Source organism: Sporosarcina koreensis (assembly GCF_042655825.1).
GTDB lineage: Bacteria > Bacillota > Bacilli > Bacillales_A > Planococcaceae > Sporosarcina > Sporosarcina koreensis.
In genome coordinates, this window is sequence record NZ_JBHSNP010000002.1 from 203146 (window position 1) to 225234 (window position 22089).

21 protein-coding genes are annotated in these 22089 nt (G+C 46.9%); 14 read left to right on the forward strand and 7 right to left on the reverse strand.

Features of this window, described 5'->3' with window-relative positions; genetic code table 11:
- The first annotated feature begins 47 nt into the window (after positions 1–47).
- From ACFPTP_RS00995 to kynA, 5 genes are all read left to right on the forward strand, one after another.
- Positions 48–1172, forward strand: coding sequence for a sensor histidine kinase (locus tag ACFPTP_RS00995; RefSeq protein ID WP_381441506.1), 1125 nt, complete (start codon positions 48–50; stop codon positions 1170–1172).
- Positions 1173–1174: 2 nt separating this feature from the next.
- Positions 1175–1780, forward strand: a complete 606-nt coding sequence (locus ACFPTP_RS01000; RefSeq protein ID WP_381441507.1) for a response regulator — start codon at positions 1175–1177, stop codon at positions 1778–1780.
- A gap of 226 nt (positions 1781–2006) precedes the next feature.
- Complete coding sequence (gene kynU / locus ACFPTP_RS01005; RefSeq protein WP_381441508.1) at positions 2007–3278, forward strand: kynureninase; 1272 nt, start codon at positions 2007–2009, stop codon at positions 3276–3278.
- The gene (gene kynB, locus ACFPTP_RS01010; RefSeq protein ID WP_381441509.1) at positions 3275–3904 is read left to right on the forward strand and encodes an arylformamidase; all 630 of its coding nucleotides are present in this window, start codon (positions 3275–3277) and stop codon (positions 3902–3904) included. The genes kynU and kynB overlap by 4 nt, the downstream gene beginning before the upstream one ends.
- Complete coding sequence (gene kynA, locus ACFPTP_RS01015) at positions 3901–4719, forward strand: tryptophan 2,3-dioxygenase (protein WP_381441510.1); 819 nt, start codon at positions 3901–3903, stop codon at positions 4717–4719. Before kynB ends, kynA begins: the two co-directional genes overlap by 4 nt.
- Before the next feature lie 239 nt (positions 4720–4958).
- Here kynA and ACFPTP_RS01020 read toward each other — a convergent pair whose 3' ends face one another.
- Positions 4959–6992: a metallophosphoesterase family protein gene (locus ACFPTP_RS01020; RefSeq protein ID WP_381441511.1), complete on the reverse strand. Its 2034-nt coding sequence runs from the start codon at positions 6990–6992 to the stop codon at positions 4959–4961.
- Positions 6993–7258: 266 nt separating this feature from the next.
- Here ACFPTP_RS01020 and ACFPTP_RS01025 point away from each other — a divergent pair, with 266 nt between their 5' ends.
- Positions 7259–8122, forward strand: coding sequence for a D-alanyl-D-alanine carboxypeptidase family protein (locus tag ACFPTP_RS01025; protein ID WP_381441512.1), 864 nt, complete (start codon positions 7259–7261; stop codon positions 8120–8122).
- A 54-nt stretch (positions 8123–8176) separates the two neighbouring features.
- Positions 8177–9499 carry a D-serine ammonia-lyase gene (locus ACFPTP_RS01030; protein ID WP_381441513.1) on the forward strand — a complete coding sequence of 441 codons (1323 nt, stop codon included), beginning with the start codon at positions 8177–8179 and terminating at the stop codon, positions 9497–9499.
- Positions 9500–9663: 164 nt separating this feature from the next.
- Here ACFPTP_RS01030 and ACFPTP_RS01035 read toward each other — a convergent pair whose 3' ends face one another.
- Positions 9664–10404: a YqcI/YcgG family protein gene (locus tag ACFPTP_RS01035; protein WP_381441912.1), complete on the reverse strand. Its 741-nt coding sequence runs from the start codon at positions 10402–10404 to the stop codon at positions 9664–9666.
- Between the two features lie 130 nt (positions 10405–10534).
- Between ACFPTP_RS01035 and ACFPTP_RS01040 the strand changes: the two genes are divergently transcribed.
- Entirely contained in the window at positions 10535–11386 is an 852-nt protein-coding gene (locus tag ACFPTP_RS01040; RefSeq protein WP_381441914.1) for a dimethylarginine dimethylaminohydrolase family protein, read from the forward strand.
- 173 nt (positions 11387–11559) lie between these two features.
- On the opposite strand, the gene ACFPTP_RS01045 is transcribed toward ACFPTP_RS01040, so the two are convergent.
- Positions 11560–12756 carry a M14 family metallopeptidase gene (locus tag ACFPTP_RS01045; RefSeq protein WP_381441514.1) on the reverse strand — a complete coding sequence of 399 codons (1197 nt, stop codon included), beginning with the start codon at positions 12754–12756 and terminating at the stop codon, positions 11560–11562.
- A 286-nt stretch (positions 12757–13042) separates the two neighbouring features.
- On the opposite strand from ACFPTP_RS01045, the gene ACFPTP_RS01050 reads away from it, so the two are divergent.
- Positions 13043–13465, forward strand: coding sequence for a VOC family protein (locus ACFPTP_RS01050; protein WP_381441515.1), 423 nt, complete (start codon positions 13043–13045; stop codon positions 13463–13465).
- A gap of 232 nt (positions 13466–13697) precedes the next feature.
- Here the strand turns inward: ACFPTP_RS01050 and ACFPTP_RS01055 are convergent, their stop codons facing one another.
- The 3 genes from ACFPTP_RS01055 to fmdA all read right to left on the reverse strand — a co-directional run bounded on the left by ACFPTP_RS01055 (position 13698) and on the right by fmdA (position 15436).
- The gene (locus tag ACFPTP_RS01055) at positions 13698–13844 is read right to left on the reverse strand and encodes a hypothetical protein (RefSeq protein WP_381441517.1); all 147 of its coding nucleotides are present in this window, start codon (positions 13842–13844) and stop codon (positions 13698–13700) included.
- Between the two features lie 131 nt (positions 13845–13975).
- Positions 13976–14245 (reverse strand): FmdB family zinc ribbon protein, encoded by a 270-nt coding sequence (locus tag ACFPTP_RS01060; protein ID WP_381441518.1) that lies wholly within the window; start codon positions 14243–14245, stop codon positions 13976–13978.
- A 12-nt stretch (positions 14246–14257) separates the two neighbouring features.
- On the reverse strand, positions 14258–15436 hold the full coding sequence (fmdA, locus tag ACFPTP_RS01065; RefSeq protein WP_381441519.1) for a formamidase: 1179 nt from the start codon (positions 15434–15436) through the stop codon (positions 14258–14260).
- Between the two features lie 325 nt (positions 15437–15761).
- On the opposite strand from fmdA, the gene ACFPTP_RS01070 reads away from it, so the two are divergent.
- The 5 genes from ACFPTP_RS01070 to ACFPTP_RS01090 all read left to right on the forward strand — a co-directional run bounded on the left by ACFPTP_RS01070 (position 15762) and on the right by ACFPTP_RS01090 (position 20779).
- Positions 15762–16178 carry a (deoxy)nucleoside triphosphate pyrophosphohydrolase gene (locus ACFPTP_RS01070; protein WP_381441521.1) on the forward strand — a complete coding sequence of 139 codons (417 nt, stop codon included), beginning with the start codon at positions 15762–15764 and terminating at the stop codon, positions 16176–16178.
- Positions 16151–19285, forward strand: coding sequence for a DEAD/DEAH box helicase (locus ACFPTP_RS01075; protein ID WP_381441523.1), 3135 nt, complete (start codon positions 16151–16153; stop codon positions 19283–19285). Before ACFPTP_RS01070 ends, ACFPTP_RS01075 begins: the two co-directional genes overlap by 28 nt.
- A 105-nt stretch (positions 19286–19390) precedes the next feature.
- Positions 19391–19828: an NUDIX hydrolase gene (locus ACFPTP_RS01080; RefSeq protein ID WP_381441524.1), complete on the forward strand. Its 438-nt coding sequence runs from the start codon at positions 19391–19393 to the stop codon at positions 19826–19828.
- A gap of 145 nt (positions 19829–19973) precedes the next feature.
- Entirely contained in the window at positions 19974–20057 is an 84-nt protein-coding gene (locus ACFPTP_RS01085) for a putative holin-like toxin (protein WP_381441916.1), read from the forward strand.
- 281 nt (positions 20058–20338) lie between these two features.
- The gene (locus ACFPTP_RS01090) at positions 20339–20779 is read left to right on the forward strand and encodes a hypothetical protein (RefSeq protein WP_381441525.1); all 441 of its coding nucleotides are present in this window, start codon (positions 20339–20341) and stop codon (positions 20777–20779) included.
- Positions 20780–21109: 330 nt separating this feature from the next.
- Here the strand turns inward: ACFPTP_RS01090 and dapA are convergent, their stop codons facing one another.
- Positions 21110–22003 (reverse strand): 4-hydroxy-tetrahydrodipicolinate synthase, encoded by an 894-nt coding sequence (gene dapA, locus ACFPTP_RS01095; RefSeq protein WP_381441527.1) that lies wholly within the window; start codon positions 22001–22003, stop codon positions 21110–21112.
- Between the last annotated feature and the right edge of the window lie 86 nt (positions 22004–22089).

Consider the following 22089-nt stretch of genomic DNA (forward strand, 5'->3'; position numbering starts at 1 on the left):
CGGCTGCGTGTTTTTGGTATAATGGAAGAAACAGGACGGTGAATTGGATGCAGAAATGGTACAGTATTTTCCCGAAAAATCCGTGGCTCAGTATTTACGCATGGGTCGTTTTTTGCCTGTTGCCGTTCTTTTTCATCTTCCGTTCTTGGTCGGCAGTCGGCATTTCAGTCGGCACCGGGTTGCTAGTTCTTTTCTTCATCTCCTACTTCTTTTCATTCAAATCAAAGAGCGGCCTCGTCTATATGTGGATCAGCTTCGAAATCGTCATTAATATCGTCATGACACTCCTGTTCGGCTACGTGTACCTATCCATTTTCACCGCATTCTTCATCGGGAATATACGGTCGACCGTCGGATTCTTCATCATGTACGGGTTGCATATCTTTTTCACGGTCGGCGCGATTGTCGCAGGCTTTTTCTTGGAAATCAATCTCTTCCTGCCGCAAGTCCACTTCATACTTATTACGGTGATCGGGGTCATCCTCCTTCCGTTCAATCTGTACAACCGAAGCAAGCGTGAAAAACTCGAAGACCAGCTGGAGGAGGCGGAGGAACGCATCTCCGAATTGATGCTGCTGGAGGAACGCGAGCGGATCGCAAGGGATCTGCATGATACGCTCGGGCAGAAATTGTCGATGATTGGATTGAAAAGCGACTTGGCCCGGAGATTGATTACGAAAAGTCCGGAAGCTGCGGAACGGGAACTCGCCGACATCCGCCAAACGGCAAGCACGGCGCTGAAGGAAGTGCGCGAACTGCTGGCGGATATGCGTGCGACAAGGCTGGTCGATGAAGTATTGCGGGCCCGGCAAATCCTTGCCGCAGCGGAAATCGAATTGCGGATCGAAGGGGACCCGGCTGTAACTAACATTCCGTCCAACTTCGAAAACGTCCTCGGTATGTGCTTGAAAGAAGCTGTGACAAACGTCGTGAAGCATAGCGAGGCGACGGTTTGCAATGTCATTTTTAAGCAGAAGGATGATGAAATTTCAATCACCGTCCAGGATAACGGCAAAGGAATGAAAGCAAAAAAGTCGGTAGGATCGGGCTTAAAAGGCATGCGGGAACGTCTTGAATTCGTGAACGGCTCGCTACAGATTGAAGAAGAGCAAGGAACGACGTTGACGATCCAAATGCCGATCGTCATTACACATCAAGTGGAGGAGGGTTAATTGTGATTCGAATCGTCATTGCAGAAGACCAAGGCATGATGTTAGGCGCACTAGGCTCCCTTTTGAATATGGAAGACGATATGGAAGTCGTCGGAATGGCGCGGAACGGGGAGGAAGCGGTCCGCCTCGTGAAGGAGCATGCCCCCGACATTTGCATCATGGATATCGAAATGCCGGTCATGACCGGTTTGGATGCAGCGGAGGCGCTCATCGGGATGGACTGCAAGATCATCATCTTGACGACGTTTGCGCGGGCAGGCTACTTTGAACGCGCGCGAAAGGCCAAGGTCCGCGGTTATTTATTGAAAGACAGTCCGATCGAGGAACTCGTCAACTCGATCCATGCGATTCAGGATGGACGCCGGATTTACGCACCTGAGCTCGTCGATATCGCGTACGAGGACGATACCGAAAACCCGCTGACCGACCGCGAAAGCCAAGTGCTTGAGCTCGTCGCAGAAGGGAAGACGACAAAGGAAATTGCGGGGGAGCTTTTTTTGACACCGGGAACCGTTCGGAACTACATCTCCGTCATCCTTGAAAAGCTGGAAGTCGGCAATCGAATCGAAGCCATTTCCCGGTTTAAGGAAAAGGGCTGGTTTAAATAAGCAGGTGAAGGAGTTATCTCCTTTGCCTGCTTTTTTAATCGCGTACGGGAGTCGTCCCGCGCCCAAAGCAAGGTGTCCAACGCCCAAAGCAAGCCATTCCGCGCTCAAACCAAGCCGCTCCACGTCCAAAGCAAGCTCCCCCGCATCCAAAGCTCCCTGAATTCCGAATGTCCTCCCCTTAGCCAATATGCTATGCTTTTCTTAGCAAGACAAAAGGGGGATCTGTATGGCACAACACTCATTAGCGAACGCACGGGAGCTCGATCGGAAAGATGCACTCTCGTCCTACAAGGACGAATTCTACATCCCGGCCAACACAAAATATATGGACGGCAACTCACTCGGTTTATTATCAAAACGGGCGGAGCGGACATTGCACGAGCTGCTAGATTCATGGAAAACGCTTGGCATCGATGGATGGACGGAAGGGGAGCATCCGTGGTTTTATTTATCCGAGCAAGTCGGGGAGAAAATGGCGCCGCTCGTTGGGGGCAAAAAAGGCGAAGTCATTGCAACCGGCTCCACGACAACGAACTTGCATCAGCTCGTCTCGACATTTTATAAGCCTGACGGCAATAAAACGAAAATCCTCGCAGATGAATTGAATTTCCCATCGGATATTTATGCGCTGAAAAGCCAGTTACAACTAAAAGGCTATGATTCGGATACGCATCTCATCCGCGTCAAAAGCCGGGACGGGCGCTACCTAAAAGAAGATGACATCATTGATGCGATGACTGACGACGTGGCGCTCATCGTTTTGCCGGCAGTCCTGTACCGGAGTGGGCAAGTGCTCGATATGGAAGAGTTGACGAAAGCCGCGCAAGAACGGAATATCCCGATCGGCTTCGACCTTTGCCATTCTATCGGCGCGGTTGAACATTCGCTTCACGACTGGGGGACTGACTTCGCGTTTTGGTGCACGTATAAACATTTGAACGGCGGGCCGGGTTCCGTCGGCGGCCTATTCGTCCATGAAAAGCATTTCGGCAAAGCGCCTGGGCTCGCAGGCTGGTTCGGATCACAAAAGGAGTCCCAATTCGATATGGACCATACGATGGATCCGGCGCTAGACGCCGGCGCCTATCAAATTGGAACGCCACATGTGCTGAGCCTGGCGCCTGTCATCGGCTCGCTCGATATGTTCGAGGAAGTGGGCATCGCGGCAATCCGGGCGAAATCACTCGAGTTGACGGACTATATGCTCGAATTGATTGAACAGGAACTGCAAGGATACGGCTTCACAATCGGCAATCCGGTTGACGAAACACGCGGCGGCCATCTGCTGCTCGAACACGAGGAAGCAGCACGCATTTGCAAGGCATTGAAGGAAGATGGCATCATCCCGGATTTCCGCGCGCCGAACGGCATCCGGCTCGCACCCGTCGCCCTCTATAACAGTTTTGAAGATGTCTGGCATACGATACAAAAACTGAAAACCATCATGGATGAAAAGCGATACGAAAAGTTTGAGAACAAAAGGGGTGTTGTTGCATGAGCGAGTGGATCGATATTTCGCAGCGGTTGCATAACGGCATCGCCGAATGGCCGGGGGATACGCCGTTTTCCTATGAAGTCCGGTTCCTGAAAGCGGACACGGGTTCCGTCAATATCGGAAAAATGACGACGAGCATGCATATGGGGACGCATATCGACGCGCCTTTCCACTACGATGATGAAGGAATGAAAGTGCATGAGCTGCCAATCGATGTGTATATCGGAAAGGCCCGCGTCATCGACGTGTCAGGACTTGAGAGTGTCGGCCGCTCCGATTTGGAAGGAATCGATTTCGGCGGCGTGGAACGTATTTTATTGAAAACCTCCAGCCGTCCAAATCCAGATGTATTCCCGGAGGTATTTACATTTTTGCGGCCAGACATCGGTCCTTTATTGAAAGAAAGAGGTGTAAGGCTGATCGGCGTTGACACACCCTCCGTCGATCCGGAGCAGAGCAAGACGCTCGATGCCCACCATTCGCTGCATGACAACGGCGTGCTCATTTTGGAAAACATCGTCCTTCAAACAATCGAAGCAGGCGATTATGAACTGATTGCACTACCGCTCCCGATTGAAGGCGGAGACGGCAGTCCTGTGCGCGCGGTCGTCAGGAAGTGGCGGTCATGACTGAAAAAGGGATCCATACCGATTTCCGGGACAACATGACGTACGGGGAATATTTGCGGCTCGATAAAGTGTTGTCGAGCCAGGAACGGCTGTCAGGCCATCACGACGAAATGCTGTTCATCATCATTCACCAAGTGAGCGAGCTTTGGATGAAACTCATCTTGCATGAGCTGAACACCGCAATCGATTTGATTGAAAAAGACGAACTGCCGGAAGCATTCAAAATGCTCGCGCGCGTCTCCCGGGTGCAGTCGCAGATCATCCAGGCATGGGACGTCCTGTCGACATTGACACCTGCCGAGTATATGGAGTTCCGCAAAAGCCTCGGTCGCGCATCAGGCTTCCAGTCCTACCAAAACCGGCTCATCGAGTTTGCGCTCGGCTACAAACAGCCGCATATTTTGAAAATCTATGAGAAAGACCCCGAGCTCGCGAATGAATTGAAAACCGCCTTCGAAGCGCCGGGCATTTACGACGTCGCCATTCGTGCACTTTCGCGCGCCGGCTTCCCGATCAATCCCGGTTTGCTGACACGCGATTTCTCCGTCACTTATACAGGCGATCCGACCGTGGCATCCGCCTGGCTCGAAGTGTACCGCGACGTCGACCGCTATTGGGACTTGTACCAGCTCGCCGAAAAACTCGTCGACATCGAAGACAGCCACCAGCAATGGCGCTTCCGCCACATGAAAACGGTGGAACGGATCATCGGCTTCAAAACGGGCACCGGCGGCTCATCAGGCGTAAACTATTTGAAATCCGTCCTCGACCACAAATTCTTCCCGGAGCTGTGGGACGTGAGAACGAAGTTGTGAGAGACTATCCGCTTGGGTAGTCTCTTTTTTGAATCGCGTCGTTAGTGTGGGAGCTGCGCATTATCCTGTTGCTCCGCATCCACATGCCAGTCCGAAAGTCCCGAAATGATCATAACTCGATCCAAAACGCGCATAACTAGTCCAAATTCGCGCAAAACACCTCCGATTACGCGCATAACTTCCTCAAACTCGCGCATAACTCACCTAAATCTGCGCAAAACGCAAAAAGCCCCGCCGGCTCACTCCGGCGTGGCTTCAATCTCCTCAAATCGGATCTCCCTCATGTCTCCTCTTTTCATTTGCAACAGCGAATGCCTAATCACACTTTCCCCGACAGTGACCATCCCGATATTGTTCTCCGTCTCGACAATCGTTCCGCCTTGCATCTTCAAATATCGGAGCGCCTCCTGCCATTTGGCGTCCTTCGGGCAATCGATCGCCTTCCCGCCGCTCTGAATCGAAAATTCCACATCGCAGTAGCGGTAGATCGTCTTCTTCCGCCGCCTCGCATTTCCCCGGATCGCCATTCTCATCAGCTTCCCCCAAATGCCGGCGAAGCTCATATTATGGGAAGGGCTGCTTGTGAATTGCACTATATCCAGCACTTCCCGTTTCGATGTCAGGCGCGACCGGACCGCAGATGCATAATGGACGTCACCCGACAGGATGATGCACCGGGACAGGCTCCAACGGAACAGCTGGCTGATGAAATCGGTGAATCCTCTGCCGTTATACTTCCACGCTTCGAAATCCAGCACTTCATGAACCGGGTAACCGAGCGCCCGGAGTGGGTACACATACGAATGGAGAGCAGTTTCTATCAGTCCTAGCCCATACAATGGCGTCGGAGAAATGATAATGAGCGGATCCCCCCGTGTCCACCTTGATTTCAAAAGCGTTCGCGCTGTTACTTTCCAGCCGGACGAACCGATTAATCTCGGCGTCTGGACCGTCTCCTTATACATCCGCCCAACTTTCACTGGTTTCGGATCCTCTTCAAAATGTCGCATCGTCCTTGTATCTAAAAATAGCGCAGCAGGTGTAGTGGGCGCCACGAATTGCCAGCCTTTGAACGACCAAAGCCGATTCGCCCAAACCCTATAAGCAGTTGAGTCAGCAATGAACCCGTCGAAATGACTACACATCGACTGTAGGAACCCCTCCCCGAACCGTTGTGGCTCATTGCCCCAACCTTGGAACGCCCAGTACGCACAGAGCCCATTCGCAATCACATGTTTCCCAAGAGGCGAATCGAGCACCGCACTGCGCCAGTCTGCGGATAAATTCCAGTCATCCGTCAAATCGTGATCATCGAACATCATATACGTAGGCACATTCGCAAACAGCCTGCGGATCCGATGAAGCGAACCGATTGCCTGCAGAAGCTGCCCGGTCTGCTCCTCGAAACGGATTCTGCAATGCTCCAGTTCACCACGATCCTCCGGAAAATAAACATACAACCCGTTCTCTTGCACTAATTCATCAAACGAAGGAAGAAAAATGCCTTCCCACATTACCGGACTCCAAGACAGCAAATACATCGCCGCATATTCCCCGAATGTAAGCAGATGATTCGAAGCACTGCCCGAAGTGAACCGGCAAAACTGTTCCGTAATGAACTGACGGCCATTCACTTGCCAAAGGGCGGTGTGAAATGGCTCTTCATTCAGACGTTCATCAAACTGCCCAAGGTCCTCCATACCAATATAGTGTTCAGCAACCGTTCTGATGACAGGAAACAAAGGATCCGCCACGTCATCCGCGTAAATTTGGTCGCCGGTAAGAAACAAAGCGCAGGGCCGTGCCGAAAGATTCTCCGTATCCCTTTGCAAAATTGCATCTGCTGCAACGAGGGCATCATCTCCCTTCCCATGGAACTTCCGACAAGATGCATATAGAAAAGTTGGAGCTGCACTAGCGGGGATGAAAAACGAAGGGTAGGGAAGTCCGTCATACGTGATGGAATCTTCCTTTTTGTTAATCAAACCGAGGCTTGCCAAACTATTTATGGTTTTTCCAACGCGAAAAAGCAGGTCATAGCCAAGGAGTGTCTCCATTGGAAATTGCCCATGCACCTGCACAAGGTGAATGAACAAACGATGGCCTGCCCGTATAGATGTTGTCTTCGTGGCGGTGTCAAGCTGAATAAGCGTGTCAAGAACATAAATGGCAGCGTCCACCTCGACAGGACAGTCAGTCGCCACCCAAATGGCAACCGTTTCTGTATCCACCCGCCGTAACATCGGCCCTGCTAAAATCCCCGCACTCTCCATGCAAATCACCACCATCACTGACGTTATTACTACTAGCGTATTCAGTCCGGATGATGAAGGTGTGTGCAGGGTGGATGGCCTTGAATAGGGCTCGTGCTGATGGTTTTGCTCGAGTTGGAAGGTGTTATGGCGCAATCTGACGAAGTTATGCTCATTTTGGAACTATCATCCTCCCATCTTCAGAAATTCTTCAGAAAATGCATGCATGAATCTTCATCTTTGTTGTAGAGAATAGAAGTACTAAAGGAAAAGGTGTGATTTCCCGTATGAAAAAAATTCTCGCAATCTTACTTATCACCGCAATGGCATTTTTCTTCCTCATAAAAGATAAGGACGCCCGTAAAGAGGCGGATCCCCTCTACACCGAGGCGAAGGCGGCTATCGTCCTAGAAGCGGATTCCGGCAAGATTCTCTACGAGCAAAATGCCAAGGAAGCGCTGCCGATTGCCAGCATGTCAAAGCTGATGACCCAATACATCGTCCTAGAAGCGATTACCGACGGCCGCCTTTCATGGGACAGCGTATACAAGCCCTCCACAGCGGCATTGAACCAATCGAGGCATGCCGTCATTTTAGGGATGGATAAGCACAAAACCTACGATGTCCGTGAACTTTTCGCCGCTATGACGGTCACTTCCGCAAATGATGCAGCTGTCGCGCTCGCCGAAATGGTAAGCGGCACGGAAGCGGAATTCGTGAAAGTGATGAACAAGAAAGCCGAACAGTTCGGCTTGCGGGACACGCAGTTCATCAATGCAACCGGATTGGATGAAGACGAGACGAATCGGGCGACCGCCCGGGATGTCGCCGCCATCGCAAACGAACTGCTGACGCGATATCCAGAAGTGCTGGAATTCACCCGCATGACGGATTTCACGACGAGCGAAGGTGCAAAGCTATGGAGCACAAACCTCATGTTACCGGGTATGCCGCAAGAGATGACAGGCATGGAAGGATTGAAAACGGGGTATACGGAGGAAGCGGGACCATGCTTCGCGAGCACAGGCATTTATGATGGGAAACGAATCATCACCGTCGTCATCGGCGTCGGGCCGGAGGGGAACGATACGTCCACTCCCCGTTTCGAACTGACACGCGATTTGATTGACCGCTATGTATTGAATAAATAACGGCCTCCTGCATGCTATAATAGTGGAAATTCTTTTAATTGGGGGCCGATTACCTTGAATGAAACCGAAAAGATTGATTGGATCGAAAAATTGCCGTTACTGAAAAAAATCATCGAAAAACAGGAAGTGCTATGGCGGAATCCGTTGAATTCCGACAGCGCAACGGGCATTGCCCAATCCGGCATCACCGCAGCTGACGTCAAGGAAGCAAGCGACCGGCTGAAGCGTTTCGCACCATACATTGCAAACGTATTTCCTGAAACAGCTGCCACAAATGGCATCATCGAATCACCGATCACCGCCATCCCGAAGATGAAGGAAGCGCTTGCTGCTACATATGAAACGGCAATCCCTGGGGAATTGCTGTTGAAACAGGACAATGCACTCCCGATTTCGGGTTCAATCAAGGCGCGTGGAGGCATTTACGAAGTGCTGAAGCATGCTGAAACGCTTGCCATTGAGCATGGACTCATCGAACAGGACGGGGATTATACAAGATTTGCGGAGCCGGAATTCCGTAATTTATTCGCGAAGCATAAAATCGCTGTCGGCTCGACGGGAAATCTCGGGTTGAGCATCGGCATCATGAGCGCGAAGCTCGGCTTCAACGTCACTGTCCATATGTCGGCAGATGCAAAGCAGTGGAAGAAAGACCTCCTGCGTGAAAAAGGCGTGACAGTTGTCGAATATGCGGACGATTACAGCAAGGCGGTGGAGGAAGGCAGACGGCAGGCAGAAGCGGATCCGCTCTGCCACTTCGTCGATGATGAAAATTCACTCGATCTTTTCCTAGGCTATGCCGTCGCAGGCGAACGAGTCGCTGAGCAATTACAAGAACGCGGCAAGAAAGTCGATGAAGATAATCCGTTATTCGTCTACTTGCCATGCGGCGTCGGCGGGGGACCGGGCGGCGTCGCATTCGGCTTGAAGCTTCAATTCGGCGACAATGTCCATTGCTTCTTCGCAGAACCTACGCATTCCCCATGCATGACGATCGGTATGATGACGGGCTTGCATGACGAAGTATCCGTCACGGACTTCGGTCTCGACAATCAAACCGCCGCGGACGGGCTCGCAGTCGGCACACCATCCGCATTCGTCGGCAAAAAGATGGAGCCGCTCCTTGAAGGCTGCTATACGGTTGCCGATGAGACGATGTTCAAGCTGCTGACAATGATCGCCGATACGGAGGACATCCGCCTCGAACCATCAGCACTCGCGGGAATGACGGGTCCAATCCAAGCAATTCGCAATGAGATGCCAAAAGCCGATGCGCCATCCGCAATGCATCTCGTCTGGGGAACAGGCGGCAGCATGGTACCTGAAAACGAAATGGATATCTACTACGGAATAGGCAAAGGAATAGGCAGGAAATAATCGACCTATTTCCCGGGAAATCGACACACTTCGGGAAATATTCCGTCAATATATGTCGGGAAATGTATTGTTTTCGGCATTCTCCATAGGAATCAATCGGGGAAATAAACTTCAGGAAATAAGAAAAGGGGCCGAAATATTCCTTCGGTCCCTTTCTACGTTATTCACTCACTTTTCATTTCCTTATGTGAAAACGGGCATTTCCCGACAATCGGTTCGACATCGTCGCCAATGAAAAACTGCTTCCATTCATTGTGCGTCGGATCGCCGTAATGGCTAATATCCGGGTGCTTCGGCAACTGATCCCACACTTCGACACGTTCACGCACTTTCTCGCGGGACATGATGCCGCCTTTTTCCGTGCCCTTCAATCCTTCGAAAATACGACGAGGTTGAAAGCCGAGCACCATCGATTGCCCCAAATCCCTTGTCTTCCGCTGCTTATAGGCAGGCGCATTCCCGAACACAAAAATCGGTTCGCCCCCAAAATGGAAATCCCACAAATAATGATCCGGATCACGGGGGCTGTCAGTTGGCCATTCCACCTCATCCACATCATGCAAATATTGCAGAATGTCCCAAAACTGCTTCCGGTATGCCTCCAAATCACCTTCCCTCTCAAAAGGCTCAACGAAAACGAACAATCCATGCCGCTTATGCTTCGGATCATCGAACAACTTCAAAAAGGCATAGAGCGCTGAAGGCAAATTCAACCAATCCTCCTGCGTCACATACGCATACCGCAATTCACCCTTCAATTCGCCACCCATCCCGAAATAACAAGGAAACGTCTTATCCGTCACCGTTTCATGGAATGTCTTATAACTGTCCAATAACCATTCCGGCAAATCAGCCCTCGTAGCAAAATCCTCTTTCGTCAAGAGCGTATTCGTCTTTTCATCAATCAATCATAATTCCCCCCAGTCAATATCCTATTATTCACTTCCCTTAGCAGGGTAGCCTAAAACAAAGTGTTTAGTTCAAACAGAAGAGGGAATAGTCGAGATGGAGAAAAAAGATGTGGAGGATGAAAGCATGGGTTCCCCTGTGGACGATAAATCGAAAACGAAGTGCAATACAGAATATGATCCCTTGAAGCGCGTTATTCTTTGCCAGCCGAAGTTCATGGCTATCGAAGATGTCATCAACGACACGCAAAAGCAGTACGCAGACGAAAACATCGATGTGGAATTAGCGATGAAGCAGCATCGGGAGTTTGAAAAGCTCCTACTTGAACACGGTGTGGAAGTGATCACACTCCCTTCATCCGAACAATTTCCTGAGCAAGTGTTCACGCGCGATATCGGCTTTACGGTCGGCGAGGAAATCTTTGTCTCTGAAATGGCAAGCGATATCCGAAAAGGTGAAGAAGAAGCGCTTGAGGAATTTCTCGAAGACGAGGACATCCCTTACCAGACGACAACCGACCGGGTTGAGGGCGGGGATGTCATCGTCGATCGCGACAAAGTGTACGTCGGCATTAGCAGCCGGACGTCGGACGAAGCTGTCCGCAATTTACAACGCGATCTGCCAAAACACAACATCATCCGCGTACCATTCAATGAAAAATATTTACACCTTGATTGTGTATTCAATATACTATCGCCCGAAATCGGTCTGATCTTCCCTGACGCCTTATCAGCAGACATGGTCGAAAAGCTTTCGCAAACATACAAACTGATCGAAGTGTCGCCGGAAGAGCAATTCACGATGGGCACAAACGTATTATCGATCGGAGGCGGAAAAGTATTCAGCCTCCCTCAAAACGAAAACGTCAACACCGCCATGCGCGCCCACGGATTTGAAGTCATCGAAGTCGACTTCTCCGAAATCATCAAATCCGGCGGCTCCTTCCGATGCTGCTCCATGCCGCTCGAGCGGGACTAAACCTCACGAACAGTGAGGTTTTTTGGTGGGATAAATCCTAAAACCGCATAAATGCCGAATTTCACGCATAAACCGTCAGAGCAACGCATAATTCCATTCAAATGCTCATAAATCCAACTAGATACGCATAAAACGATTTATCCGCGCATAAACCTTGCCGGGTACTTGCCATCCTATAAATACAATCCAGCAAGAAAAATGCCCAAGGTGTCTTGATAAATTTCATCAAACTGGGTGATCGGCAATGGATTGATTCCAGAACCTAACTCGACCGTGAATCCGGGTCTGCGCCAATCTTGGATAAACCAGTCCTTATAGCCGGCGTAGCTTTCAATTGATTGGATCGGCTCATAGCCGCTAACCCGGCTAAATTCATTGGCCATCGTTTCCGACTCCGGCGGCTCCAGTCCCTGAAACCCCCAGTAGATGACCCGGCCTTGTGTATGGAACGCGAGCACCCTTGCAAAGTCCCGTCTCCTCGTCAGGTCTGCCATTGCAATGGATTCCGGTTCCGAGAGCGGTCTTTCTCCGCTATAATCACGCGGACCGGGGGTTTTCCGATTACGTGGCTGTTGCCGATCCAATTCCCATAACGCCGGGAACTGATCGTTCAAATCGACACCTCGAATATTCGCTTTCCACCCTGAGAAATCAGTGCTGCCATTGTTCAGTTCTACGACTCTCGTTCTCCACGGCTCCGTCTCCGGCGGCCCTTGCTGCACAAGAGTCACGCCATCCGGATTCACCATTGGGACAATGGATAAGGTAGTTTGTCGGTACAAGGGGAACATGGACAAGCCGCGGATCGGCGTTTGGTTCGTAAGCGAAAGCAAATAGTCATTGAGGAAGGTCATAACGACGGGTGTTGTAATCCATTCATTCGCGTGGAAGGAAGCATTGTAATGAACCCGTTTCGGCCCGGTCCCAAGTCGGATCTCAGGAATATTCTTTCCGAGAACCGATTTCCCAATTGACGTGTTCAGGATGAAGGGGTACACAGATTGGAGTCTTCTCAAGTCGTTGAGCATCATCGCATAGCTGTACGTCTGCCTTCCGTTGACGAGCCTCCATGTGATGCGCAAGGGAACTCGGATGGTTCGCCCAACCTGCAGGCGATTAGGATCTATCGCTGGATTCACAAGAAAAATCGCCTCGAGGGGGATATTTCTTCGCTGCGCAATCAACCATAACGAGTCGCCCTGATTGACTTGCACCTCAAATGCCACATATCCCGGAATGCGGATGCGTTGCCCGACTGAAAGAACCTCTAAGTTTGCATCCCGATTCGAATCTATGATCAATTGAAGCGGAACCCCAAATAATTGGCTGTAATACCAGAGCGAGTTTCCCGGTCGCACGGTAATGTCCACACCATTCCCCCTCTTTAGGAAAGTACACAATTGATACTAATATATGAGGTGTGATGGGGAAGATAATACTTGCTTAAGGAGAGAACAGGCCTGTTGGCTGAAGAATGGATATTATTATAAAAATCGAATTATACTTTAAGGGATAGCTATGAAAAAGGGGTAGATTATTAATGGAGAAGATAATCATTCTTAATGTTTCAAGATGACAATGCAGACGGAGCGATGAATTATTACACATCCCTCATTACATTAATTTGTCCAAAGTAAATCTTTTAGGAGGCATTGGATGAAACCTCGAATTTCAGTTATAACATTGGGTGTAGATGATTTGGAAAGGTCCTTGAAGTTCTATCGGGATGGACTTGGACTACCGACAGAAGGAATAGTAGGTCAAGAATTTGAGCATGGTGCCGTCGCTTTTTTTGATTTGCAATCAGGATTAAAACTTGCGATTTGGAATCGTAAGGATATAGCTCATGACACAAGCTTAAAACAAACACCAATAAGTCCAACTGAATTTACCATTGGCCATAATGTTGGAAGTAAGGATGAGGTCGATATGTTAATGGAGCAAGCGAAGAAGGCTGGTGCAATTATTACAGTTCCAGCACACGATACCTTTTGGGGAGGATACTCTGGATACTTCCAAGACCCGGACGGACATTTGTGGGAGATGGTTTGGAATCCAGCTTGGGAATATACAGAATAAGATTAAATATAACTTCTTCAACTAACTGGCCATTAGTTGAGGAAGTTTTGAAAAAGCCTGAATCTAGGAATGCCTGATCACAGACTTCATCTATCAGTAGTAATTGCTCCCTGCGCCAACTTTTGTGGAAAAAATGTATTCACATGTAGTCAAACTGTGATAAATTCATGCAAGTCGGTGATAAACTCTTCCATCCATCAAAAAAGGACTACCCGAAGATAGTCCTTACCAATCAAACTTCAGACTCCACGATATGATCATCGTCATGCATCGGAGTTTCATAAGCGACGAGCGTCACACCAAGCTGTTCCTCCAAAGCACTCAATGCCTTTATCTGTACCACATCCAACTCCGCAAGCAGCGCGCGTTCCGGCATCATAGACTACACTCCCTTTCAAATTTACCGTTAGGGTAACCAATCGAGGGTGGGATATACTAATTCTGACTTTACGCAAAAAAATCCACTCAAGCCCTGGGAGCCTCCGTGGATGTAACCTTGTCCTATTTACTTCAACCGACTTGCCAAGGACGATTGACCTTCGCCTTTTTCTTCGGCTGTTTGGCACCTAGTTCAGCCCGCGTCATCCGCTGGGGCTCCATCCCTTTTTCAATGCGTGAACTCACTTCTCTTGAAAGGGAGTAGAGATTAGGTGCTAAAAAGACTCTTGTTGACACTTGGCCACAGTCCGGGCAATCTGCCAACTCTTTATTGCCAGACATTGATTTGAAGAACAGCGTAAATTCGCCGCAGTCCTTACAACGGAATGTATAACTAGGCAAAATGAGCCCTCCTTATTTCGGCATAATATCTTTGTCGAAAATCTTAGTAGGAATCGCGATTGTACAGCAAGCATTCGGAATATCGACGATGCCGTTAATGCGCCCCTCAACCGGTGCAGTACTCAGAAGCATATACGCCTGCTCGCCCGTATACCCGAGAGTTTTCAAATACTCGATCGCATTCAAACACGCCCTACGGAAAGCGATATTGGCATCCAAATATGTCTGTTGCCCATTGCGATCATCAACTGAAATCCCTTGGAACACGAGATAATCATTATAATTCGGCTCGACAGGACCAGGCTGGAACACAGGGTTTTCATGAATCTTATACTTTTCCATGCCGCCCTTGATAATGTCCACCTTCAACTCGATCCAGCCGGACATCTCAATCCCGCCGCAGAACGTGATTTCTCCGTCCCCTTGGGAGAAATGAAGATCGCCGACCGATAACTTCGCCCCTTCGACAAAAGTCGGGAAGAAGATCCTCGATCCCTTCGATAAGTTCTTAATATCACAGTTTCCGCCATTTTCCCGTGGCGGCACTGTACGAGCGCCTTCTTTTGCAACTCTATCAAACTCTGCACCCGACAACGTACCTAATACAACGCTTTCCGGATTCGGAGCATTCGCAAGTGCGGGCACCCGGTTCGGATCCGTATCAATCAGTTTTTGCTCCCGTTCATTCCACTTCTGCAAAAGCTCCATGGAAGGGGCAACACCGATAAGTCCCGGGTGAATCAACCCAGCGAATTTAACCCCAGGCACATGCCGTGACGTCGTATAAATTCCTTCGAAATCCCAAATCGATTTTTGCGCCTCTGGAAACTCGTCCACCAAAAAGCTCCCACCATTCTCCTTCGCAAAAATCCCGTTAAAACCCCACTCATACCCCTGATGCGCCCCGATATCCAAAATATCGACAACAAGCAAATCACCAGGCTCCGCACCATTCACATATACCGGGCCACTCAACACATGAACACGCGAAAGATTAACCCTCCGGACATCCTCCGCACTATCATTATTTCCAATCTGCCCATCCGTCCATTCCTTGCAATCCATCCTAAAAGAAGTACCAGGATCTACAGAAAAAGCAGCAGGAATATCCGGATGCCACCGATTGTGACCCGGATGCGCTTGCTCTTCCATAGTCTTACTCAAATCCAATGCATACATTGTCTTCGCCATTCCTCTTCCCCCAATCATAGATTTTGAACGCGCTTTCATGTTAGCAATAATATAGTAAACTGTCAAACAAATATGAAATTTGTAAAACTTGAATTTATAATGGTGTCGATTAGGAGAATTGGGAGATGGATGGGGACTGTGAAGGGAGATGTTTTTTTGAGAGGGAATAGTAATATCAGGGTGCTTCTCTCGTTGAATTTTCAAAATTCATTCAGTTGAATTGGGAAAAGTGCTACAATGGAAACGGTATCCATTTTTCTTTTTGACAACTAGTAGAAAGAGCTATTGTACAGGTTTGAACTAAATAAAACAGAGGAGATTTTGAATGCCTAAAATCGTCCATGTTGTTGGTGCAATTATTCATAATGAAGAAGGTAACATTCTTTGTGCGCGACGTTCATCAAACATGACATTTCCGGGGTATTGGGAATTTCCCGGTGGGAAAATTGAACCAGGTGAAAGACCTCAGACTGCTTTACTTCGTGAAATAAAAGAAGAACTTCATTGTGATATTGCAGTGGGGCAATTTGTTGAAGAAACGATCTATACATATGACACTTTCACAGTGCGTTTAGAAACCTATTTTGCTGAGATAATCAACGGAACACCAATTGCTTATGAACATAGTGAATTAAAATGGGTGCCATGTAGTGATCTAAATTCATTAGAATGGGCACCAGCTGACATTCCGGCCGTAGAAAGGGTGATACGACAGTGCAAGAAGGAATTTATGAGCAATTAATAAATAAGAAAGTCAAAGCTGAATTGGATGAGCTTCCAGATGTTTTTGCTGTGGAAAAGGAAGAAATGGACGAAGCTGAAGCAAGGGTGCTTTTATCAAGTTACATTTCATCTGTAACTAGAAATGCTTTATCACATATTCGAGACGGCGGAAATAAAGAAGATGCACTCCTAAGACAAATTGAAGTGTGTAATGAAATCATCGATGTACTTCATCAAAAACTAGGCGATGATGAATTTGCAAAGCTTAAATTAGATGAGCATGCTGAAATTCTGACATCAATCTATAAAACTATAAATACAGCTCAATCTTTAAAAAAGAAAAAAGTACTTCGACCAATTACCCCCTTGACACAAAGCTCTTTATTTACCGGATCACATGCCGAGCCTAACATGTTGGAGGAGTTAAAAAAGGAAGTTGCCACTTCGGATGAAATTGATTGGCTTGTTTCTTTTATTAAATGGTCAGGGTTGCGCATTATTATTGAAGAACTTCGTAACTTCACTGAACGCGGGGGCCGCCTACGAGTGATTACTACATCGTATATGGAGGCAACTGATTTCAAAGCACTTCAAGAATTAAGCAAGCTTCCCAACACTGAAATTCGGGTTTCATTGGATAAAGAGAGAACACGTTTACATGCAAAAGCATATTTGTTTAAACGAAAAACGGGGTTTAGTACTGCGTATATAGGCTCTTCAAACCTTTCCAACCCAGCATTAACCTCGGGCCTTGAGTGGAATTTAAAAGTAACGGAGAGCGATTCATTTGATATTATTCGAAAGTTTGAAGCGACTTACGAAGGTTATTGGAATGACGAAGAGTTTAAAAGTCTGTCAGCTGAAGAAGAAAACTGGTCAAAAGTTCTTCAATCCTTGACTAAAGAACAAGTGGCAGAGATGAAAGAACAGTATTTCCTAGATATTCGACCATATCATTATCAGCAAGAAATTTTAGATGAACTTGAAGTTGAACGTACCGTACATGGGCATATGAAAAACTTAGTCGTGGCGGCTACAGGGGTAGGCAAGACTGTCATTTCCGCCTTTGACTTCAAGCGTTTCTTGCAGCAGAAGCCGAATGCGAAGTTACTGTTTATTGCCCATCGTGAAGAAATTCTTAAACAAAGCATGTATACGTTTCGTGCAATTTTAAAGGACGCTAATTATGGGGAAATGTTTGTCGGTAGTTTTGTCCCCACTTCATTTGATCAACTATTCATGAGTATCCAGAGTTGGAATAGTAAAAAGATGAAAGAAAAAACAACAGCTGATTTCTATGATTTTATCATTGTGGATGAATTCCACCATGCTACAGCACCAACATACCGTACCTTATTGGAATATTATGAGCCAACTATTTTATTGGGTCTAACAGCCACCCCTGAGCGAATGGATAATCAGAATGTACTTAGTTATTTTGATGATCGGATTGCATCTGAAATGCGATTGACTGAGGCAATCGATCGAAAATTATTAAGTCCTTTTCATTATTTTTGTGTAACAGATAATGTTGATCTCTCTGCTATTAAATGGTCTAGAAGAGGGTACGATACGGACGAGCTAACAAACGTTTACACTTCCAACGATCGTAGAAGTGATCTTATTATTCGAAGTATCAATAAGTATGTTACCGCATTAGATCAGGTAAAGGCTTTAGGATTCTGTGTGTCAGTTGAACATGCAATATATATGGCTAAATACTTCAACTCAAAGGAAATCCCTGCAATTGCTTTGCATGGAGATTCATCTGATGAAGAGCGGAATACAGCAAAACGAAAATTAGTTAGTGGTGAAATTAAATTCATATTTGTTGTGGATTTATACAATGAAGGAATTGATATTCCCGAGGTTAATACAGTGTTATTCCTAAGACCGACTGAAAGTCTTACGGTATTTCTACAGCAATTAGGCAGGGGCTTACGTCTATCAGACGATAAAGAATGCTTAACTGTCCTTGATTTTGTAGGACAAGCTCACGCTGATTATCCCTTCGAAGAGAAGTTTCGCGCACTTGTCGGAAGGACAAAGCACTCCATCAAACATTATATTGAAAACGGCTTCTTTCATTTACCAAAAGGATCCGTCATTCAAATGGAGAAGCAGGCAAAGGAGTATATTTTACGAAACGTAAAAGACGTAAAAAATACAAAGCAGAATTTGATTGCGAAGCTCAAATACTTTGAAGAAGATACTGGGGAAAAGCTTACACTATCAAACTTTCTTCACTATCATCATTTATCACTTGCAGATTTTTACGGGACAGGCAGAAATCGCTCATTTGAAAGACTTAAGGTAGAAGCGGGACTCTCGGAAGATTTTCAAAGTGAGTACGAGGTTACCATCAATAGGAGGATTCAATCATTGTTTCATATGAATTCGATTGAATTAATAAATTTCCTGAAAAGATATTTAGAGGACGGCTGTATTGAAGATGAGGAGCAACATCTTATGGTGGGGATGCTCTATTATTCGTTCTTCGACGCACCTCCAAAGGAATTAGGCTTTGAATCAATGCATGAAGGAATCCAAAAACTCGTTTCAACTGAAGAACTAAAAAATGAAATTCTACAAGTACTAGAAGTCTGTATGGAAAGAATACATTCGGTTGAAAAACCATCGCCATTCGGCTATATATCTCCACTCCGAGTGCATGCACAGTATACATCCGACCAAGTCCTCGCAGCTTTCGGTTACTTTAACGAGGAGGTCAAACCAGCATTTCGAGAAGGAGTTAAATACTTTGAGGACAAACAAACCGATATCTTCTTCGTCACATTAAACAAATCAGACAAAGATTTCTCACCATCAACGCAGTATGAAGACTATGCGATAAGTGATCGATTATTTCATTGGCAATCACAGAACAGGACATCAGACACAAGCCCAACAGGTAAGCGATACATTAGCCATAGGAAAACAGGAAATAAGATCGCTTTGTTCGTGAGAGAGTATAAACAGAAAGATGGCTATACTTCGCCGTTTGTTTTCTTAGGGACCGCCGAATATGAGAGACATGAAGGAAATAAACCGATTAGTTTTGAGTGGCGGTTGCATGAACGAATGCCTGCATGGTTAATGCCTGCAGCGATTAAGAGTGTATTATAATGTTTATTGAACAAAGGGATGAGAAAAGTAGCGGAGCTTTTAATGAGTCTCCGCTATATATCTATCTTCTCACGAGTTACCAAAACAAGATTGGAGCGATCAATCATGTTCATCGTCAACACCGAAGCAGCCATATACAAAGACGGCCGCTATTTACTATGCAAGCGAAGTGAAAAGGAAGATCACGCGCCAGGCGCATTGGCGTTGGTTGGTGGGAAGGTTGAGATGGAAGGGGCTTCTTCGGACATTTTAGAGCGGACAATTGCACGGGAAGTGGAGGAGGAAGTGGGGCTTGTCATAGAGGGGCGTCCACAATATGTGCATAGCACAAGTTTCGTGACGGACAAAGGGGAGCCTGTTGTGAATGTTATCTTTTTGTGTGAGGAATTCAGCGGTGAACCGTATGCGGTGAGTGCTGATGAGGTTGCGGAAGTGTATTGGATGATGCCTGAAGAAGTGTATGGAAATCCTGATGCTGCGGAGTATTTGAAGGATTATATTCGAAGGGCGGAGGCTGTTCGGATTAAGGGAATTCCGGTTTAATCACAGATTTGTATTGTGGAGAGTTGTCCTAATTGTTCGGTGGTAAAGCTAGGCGCGGGAACGTATGTGTGGTAAAATGAAAGGGTAATAGAATAGGTGACTCAAGGATGATCGGCCATTTTCCCGTGAAGGGAGGTGGTCGAATATGACAGTATTCGAAGCAATGATGCTTGTATTTACATTTGCAGCGCTGATCATAGCTATATTGTCATCAAACGACAAAAAATAATCCATCCTTGAGTTAGTGGCTCATTTAGGATGGATTATTTCATCTCTGTGCCGATCCCCTTAGGGAACCTACGCTATTACATTGACCGTTCCAATGTGCAACCATTGGACGGTCTTTTTTACTATATACTTTCTCTACCCTTATTATACGGATTCTATTCGAGTTGTTCAAGCCGTTATAACTGCACAATAATTCAAGATTGAAAAGAAACAAAAAGGGGTTTAAGTGCTACATGTCGAATCTCCAAGTAATCGGGAGAAAGGGAAAAGTGAGGTGATTTCATGAAAAACAAAACAAATTACATATTTTATATTGTGTTGATATTAATTCCTTTAGTTTACGGCTTTCTAGTAAACAATTTAATTGTACCGTTATCCCCCGTTATTGCGCAGTTGGTATTCCTCGTATTCTGGTTCTTTGTCGGTTTCCGATTTTCAAAGTTGAATATGGCAGCCTGGAAAAGTTTCTTACTAGGAAATACGGCATGGCTCGTTTCGTTCGTCTTGTTCATCTGGCAATTCATCGTGCTGGATAGTACTGCAAGAAGCCTCAACTTGGCATTATTATCACAACATTATATTCTCGCATTTGTGTACGGGTCTGCTAGACTGTTGCCTTTCATAAGTAATGGGACAACGATTATATTCAATGCGTACATCTTCATGCTAATCACATTCACGCTAGGGTTTTTGGTGAATAAAAAGTGGGAGAAACGAGCTTAGACAGCTATGTATGTGGAAAGTTGTCCGAATTGTTCGATGATAAAGCTGGGAGCGGGAATGTATGCTCTAGTCGTAGCCATATTGTCATTAAACGACAAAAAATAATCCATCCTTGAGTTGATGGCTCATTTAGGATGGATTATTTTCACCATTCTGCCGATCCCCTTAGGGAACTGACGATATTACATTGACCGTTCAATGTGCAACCATTGGGCGGTCTTTTTTACAATATTCTTTCTCTACCCCTACTATACGGATTCTATCCGAGTGGTTCAAGCCGTTCGAATGTACCAAAGACTGGGCTGACATATATTGAGGGCTTATAGGAACTTACGCAATTGCATTCACTTTTTCTTCATACATGGACAATGCCTGCTGCAATGAACGTTGCTGCTCTTCATTCAACGGGATCATCGGCAAACGGACGCCGCCGACTGGGACTCCTTTTAGGTTCAACGCCGCTTTGACTGGTGTTGGGTTAGGAGCTGCAAAGAGTGCTTTCATCATAGGCAACAGTCTGCGATGGTTGCTGGCAGCCTCTATCGTATTGCCGATTTTAAAGTTGCGGATCATTGTTTGCATTTCATTCCCCAACACATGGGCAGATACAGAAACGACGCCTGTACCGCCTATGGATAATACAGGAAGTGTCAGCGCATCGTCGCCGCTGTATAATGAAAAACCTTCTCGTGTACGTTCGATAATTTCGGCCATCGCGTCTAAATCACCGCTCGCCTCTTTGATGGCAACGATATTTTTTATTTCCGAAAGGCGGATGGTCGTTTCGACTGACATGTTGACAGCGCTGCGCCCGGGAATATTGTACAGCATGATCGGTAAAGAAGTGGCCGCTGCAATTGTCTTGAAATGTTGGTACAATCCTTCTTGGCAAGGCTTGTTATAGTATGGGGTGACGAGCATGATGCCGTCGACGCCTGCATCTTCCGCCTGCATCGTCAGTTCAATCGATTCCCGTGTATTATTCGAGCCTGTACCTGCAATGACCGGGACTCTTCCGTTCACAACGTCAACTGTAAACCTGAACAATTCGACCTTTTCTTCGTTCGATAACGTAGGGGATTCTCCTGTTGTTCCTGCTACCACCAAGGCATCCGATCCGTTGGCGATTAAATGATTGATCAGATTCCTTGTCGCTGGGAAATCAATTTCACCATGTTCATCAAAAGGTGTCACCATTGCTGTTACGATTTGTCCGAAATTCATTTTTTCTCCACATCCTGTCTTTTATTTTGGTAAATAAAATAGAGGGTGAAGGGCAATTGCAAATAGAACACAAAAAGCAACAACGA

What these genes read in the sequence shown, in the direction of transcription:
- ACFPTP_RS00995 (WP_381441506.1), top strand. Translation starts at nt 48, where the DNA reads ATGCAGAAATGGTACAGTATTTTCCCGAAAAATCCGTGGCTCAGTATT.
- kynU (WP_381441508.1), top strand. Translation starts at nt 2,007, where the DNA reads ATGGCACAACACTCATTAGCGAACGCACGGGAGCTCGATCGGAAAGAT.
- kynB (WP_381441509.1), top strand. Translation starts at nt 3,275, where the DNA reads ATGAGCGAGTGGATCGATATTTCGCAGCGGTTGCATAACGGCATCGCC.
- kynA (WP_381441510.1), top strand. Translation starts at nt 3,901, where the DNA reads ATGACTGAAAAAGGGATCCATACCGATTTCCGGGACAACATGACGTAC.
- ACFPTP_RS01020 (WP_381441511.1), bottom strand. Translation starts at nt 6,992, where the DNA reads ATGGAGAGTGCGGGGATTTTAGCAGGGCCGATGTTACGGCGGGTGGAT.
- ACFPTP_RS01025 (WP_381441512.1), top strand. Translation starts at nt 7,259, where the DNA reads ATGAAAAAAATTCTCGCAATCTTACTTATCACCGCAATGGCATTTTTC.
- ACFPTP_RS01040 (WP_381441914.1), top strand. Translation starts at nt 10,535, where the DNA reads ATGGGTTCCCCTGTGGACGATAAATCGAAAACGAAGTGCAATACAGAA.
- ACFPTP_RS01050 (WP_381441515.1), top strand. Translation starts at nt 13,043, where the DNA reads ATGAAACCTCGAATTTCAGTTATAACATTGGGTGTAGATGATTTGGAA.
- ACFPTP_RS01055 (WP_381441517.1), bottom strand. Translation starts at nt 13,844, where the DNA reads ATGATGCCGGAACGCGCGCTGCTTGCGGAGTTGGATGTGGTACAGATA.
- fmdA (WP_381441519.1), bottom strand. Translation starts at nt 15,436, where the DNA reads ATGGCGAAGACAATGTATGCATTGGATTTGAGTAAGACTATGGAAGAG.
- ACFPTP_RS01070 (WP_381441521.1), top strand. Translation starts at nt 15,762, where the DNA reads ATGCCTAAAATCGTCCATGTTGTTGGTGCAATTATTCATAATGAAGAA.
- ACFPTP_RS01080 (WP_381441524.1), top strand. Translation starts at nt 19,391, where the DNA reads ATGTTCATCGTCAACACCGAAGCAGCCATATACAAAGACGGCCGCTAT.
- ACFPTP_RS01085 (WP_381441916.1), top strand. Translation starts at nt 19,974, where the DNA reads ATGACAGTATTCGAAGCAATGATGCTTGTATTTACATTTGCAGCGCTG.
- ACFPTP_RS01090 (WP_381441525.1), top strand. Translation starts at nt 20,339, where the DNA reads ATGAAAAACAAAACAAATTACATATTTTATATTGTGTTGATATTAATT.
- dapA (WP_381441527.1), bottom strand. Translation starts at nt 22,003, where the DNA reads ATGAATTTCGGACAAATCGTAACAGCAATGGTGACACCTTTTGATGAA.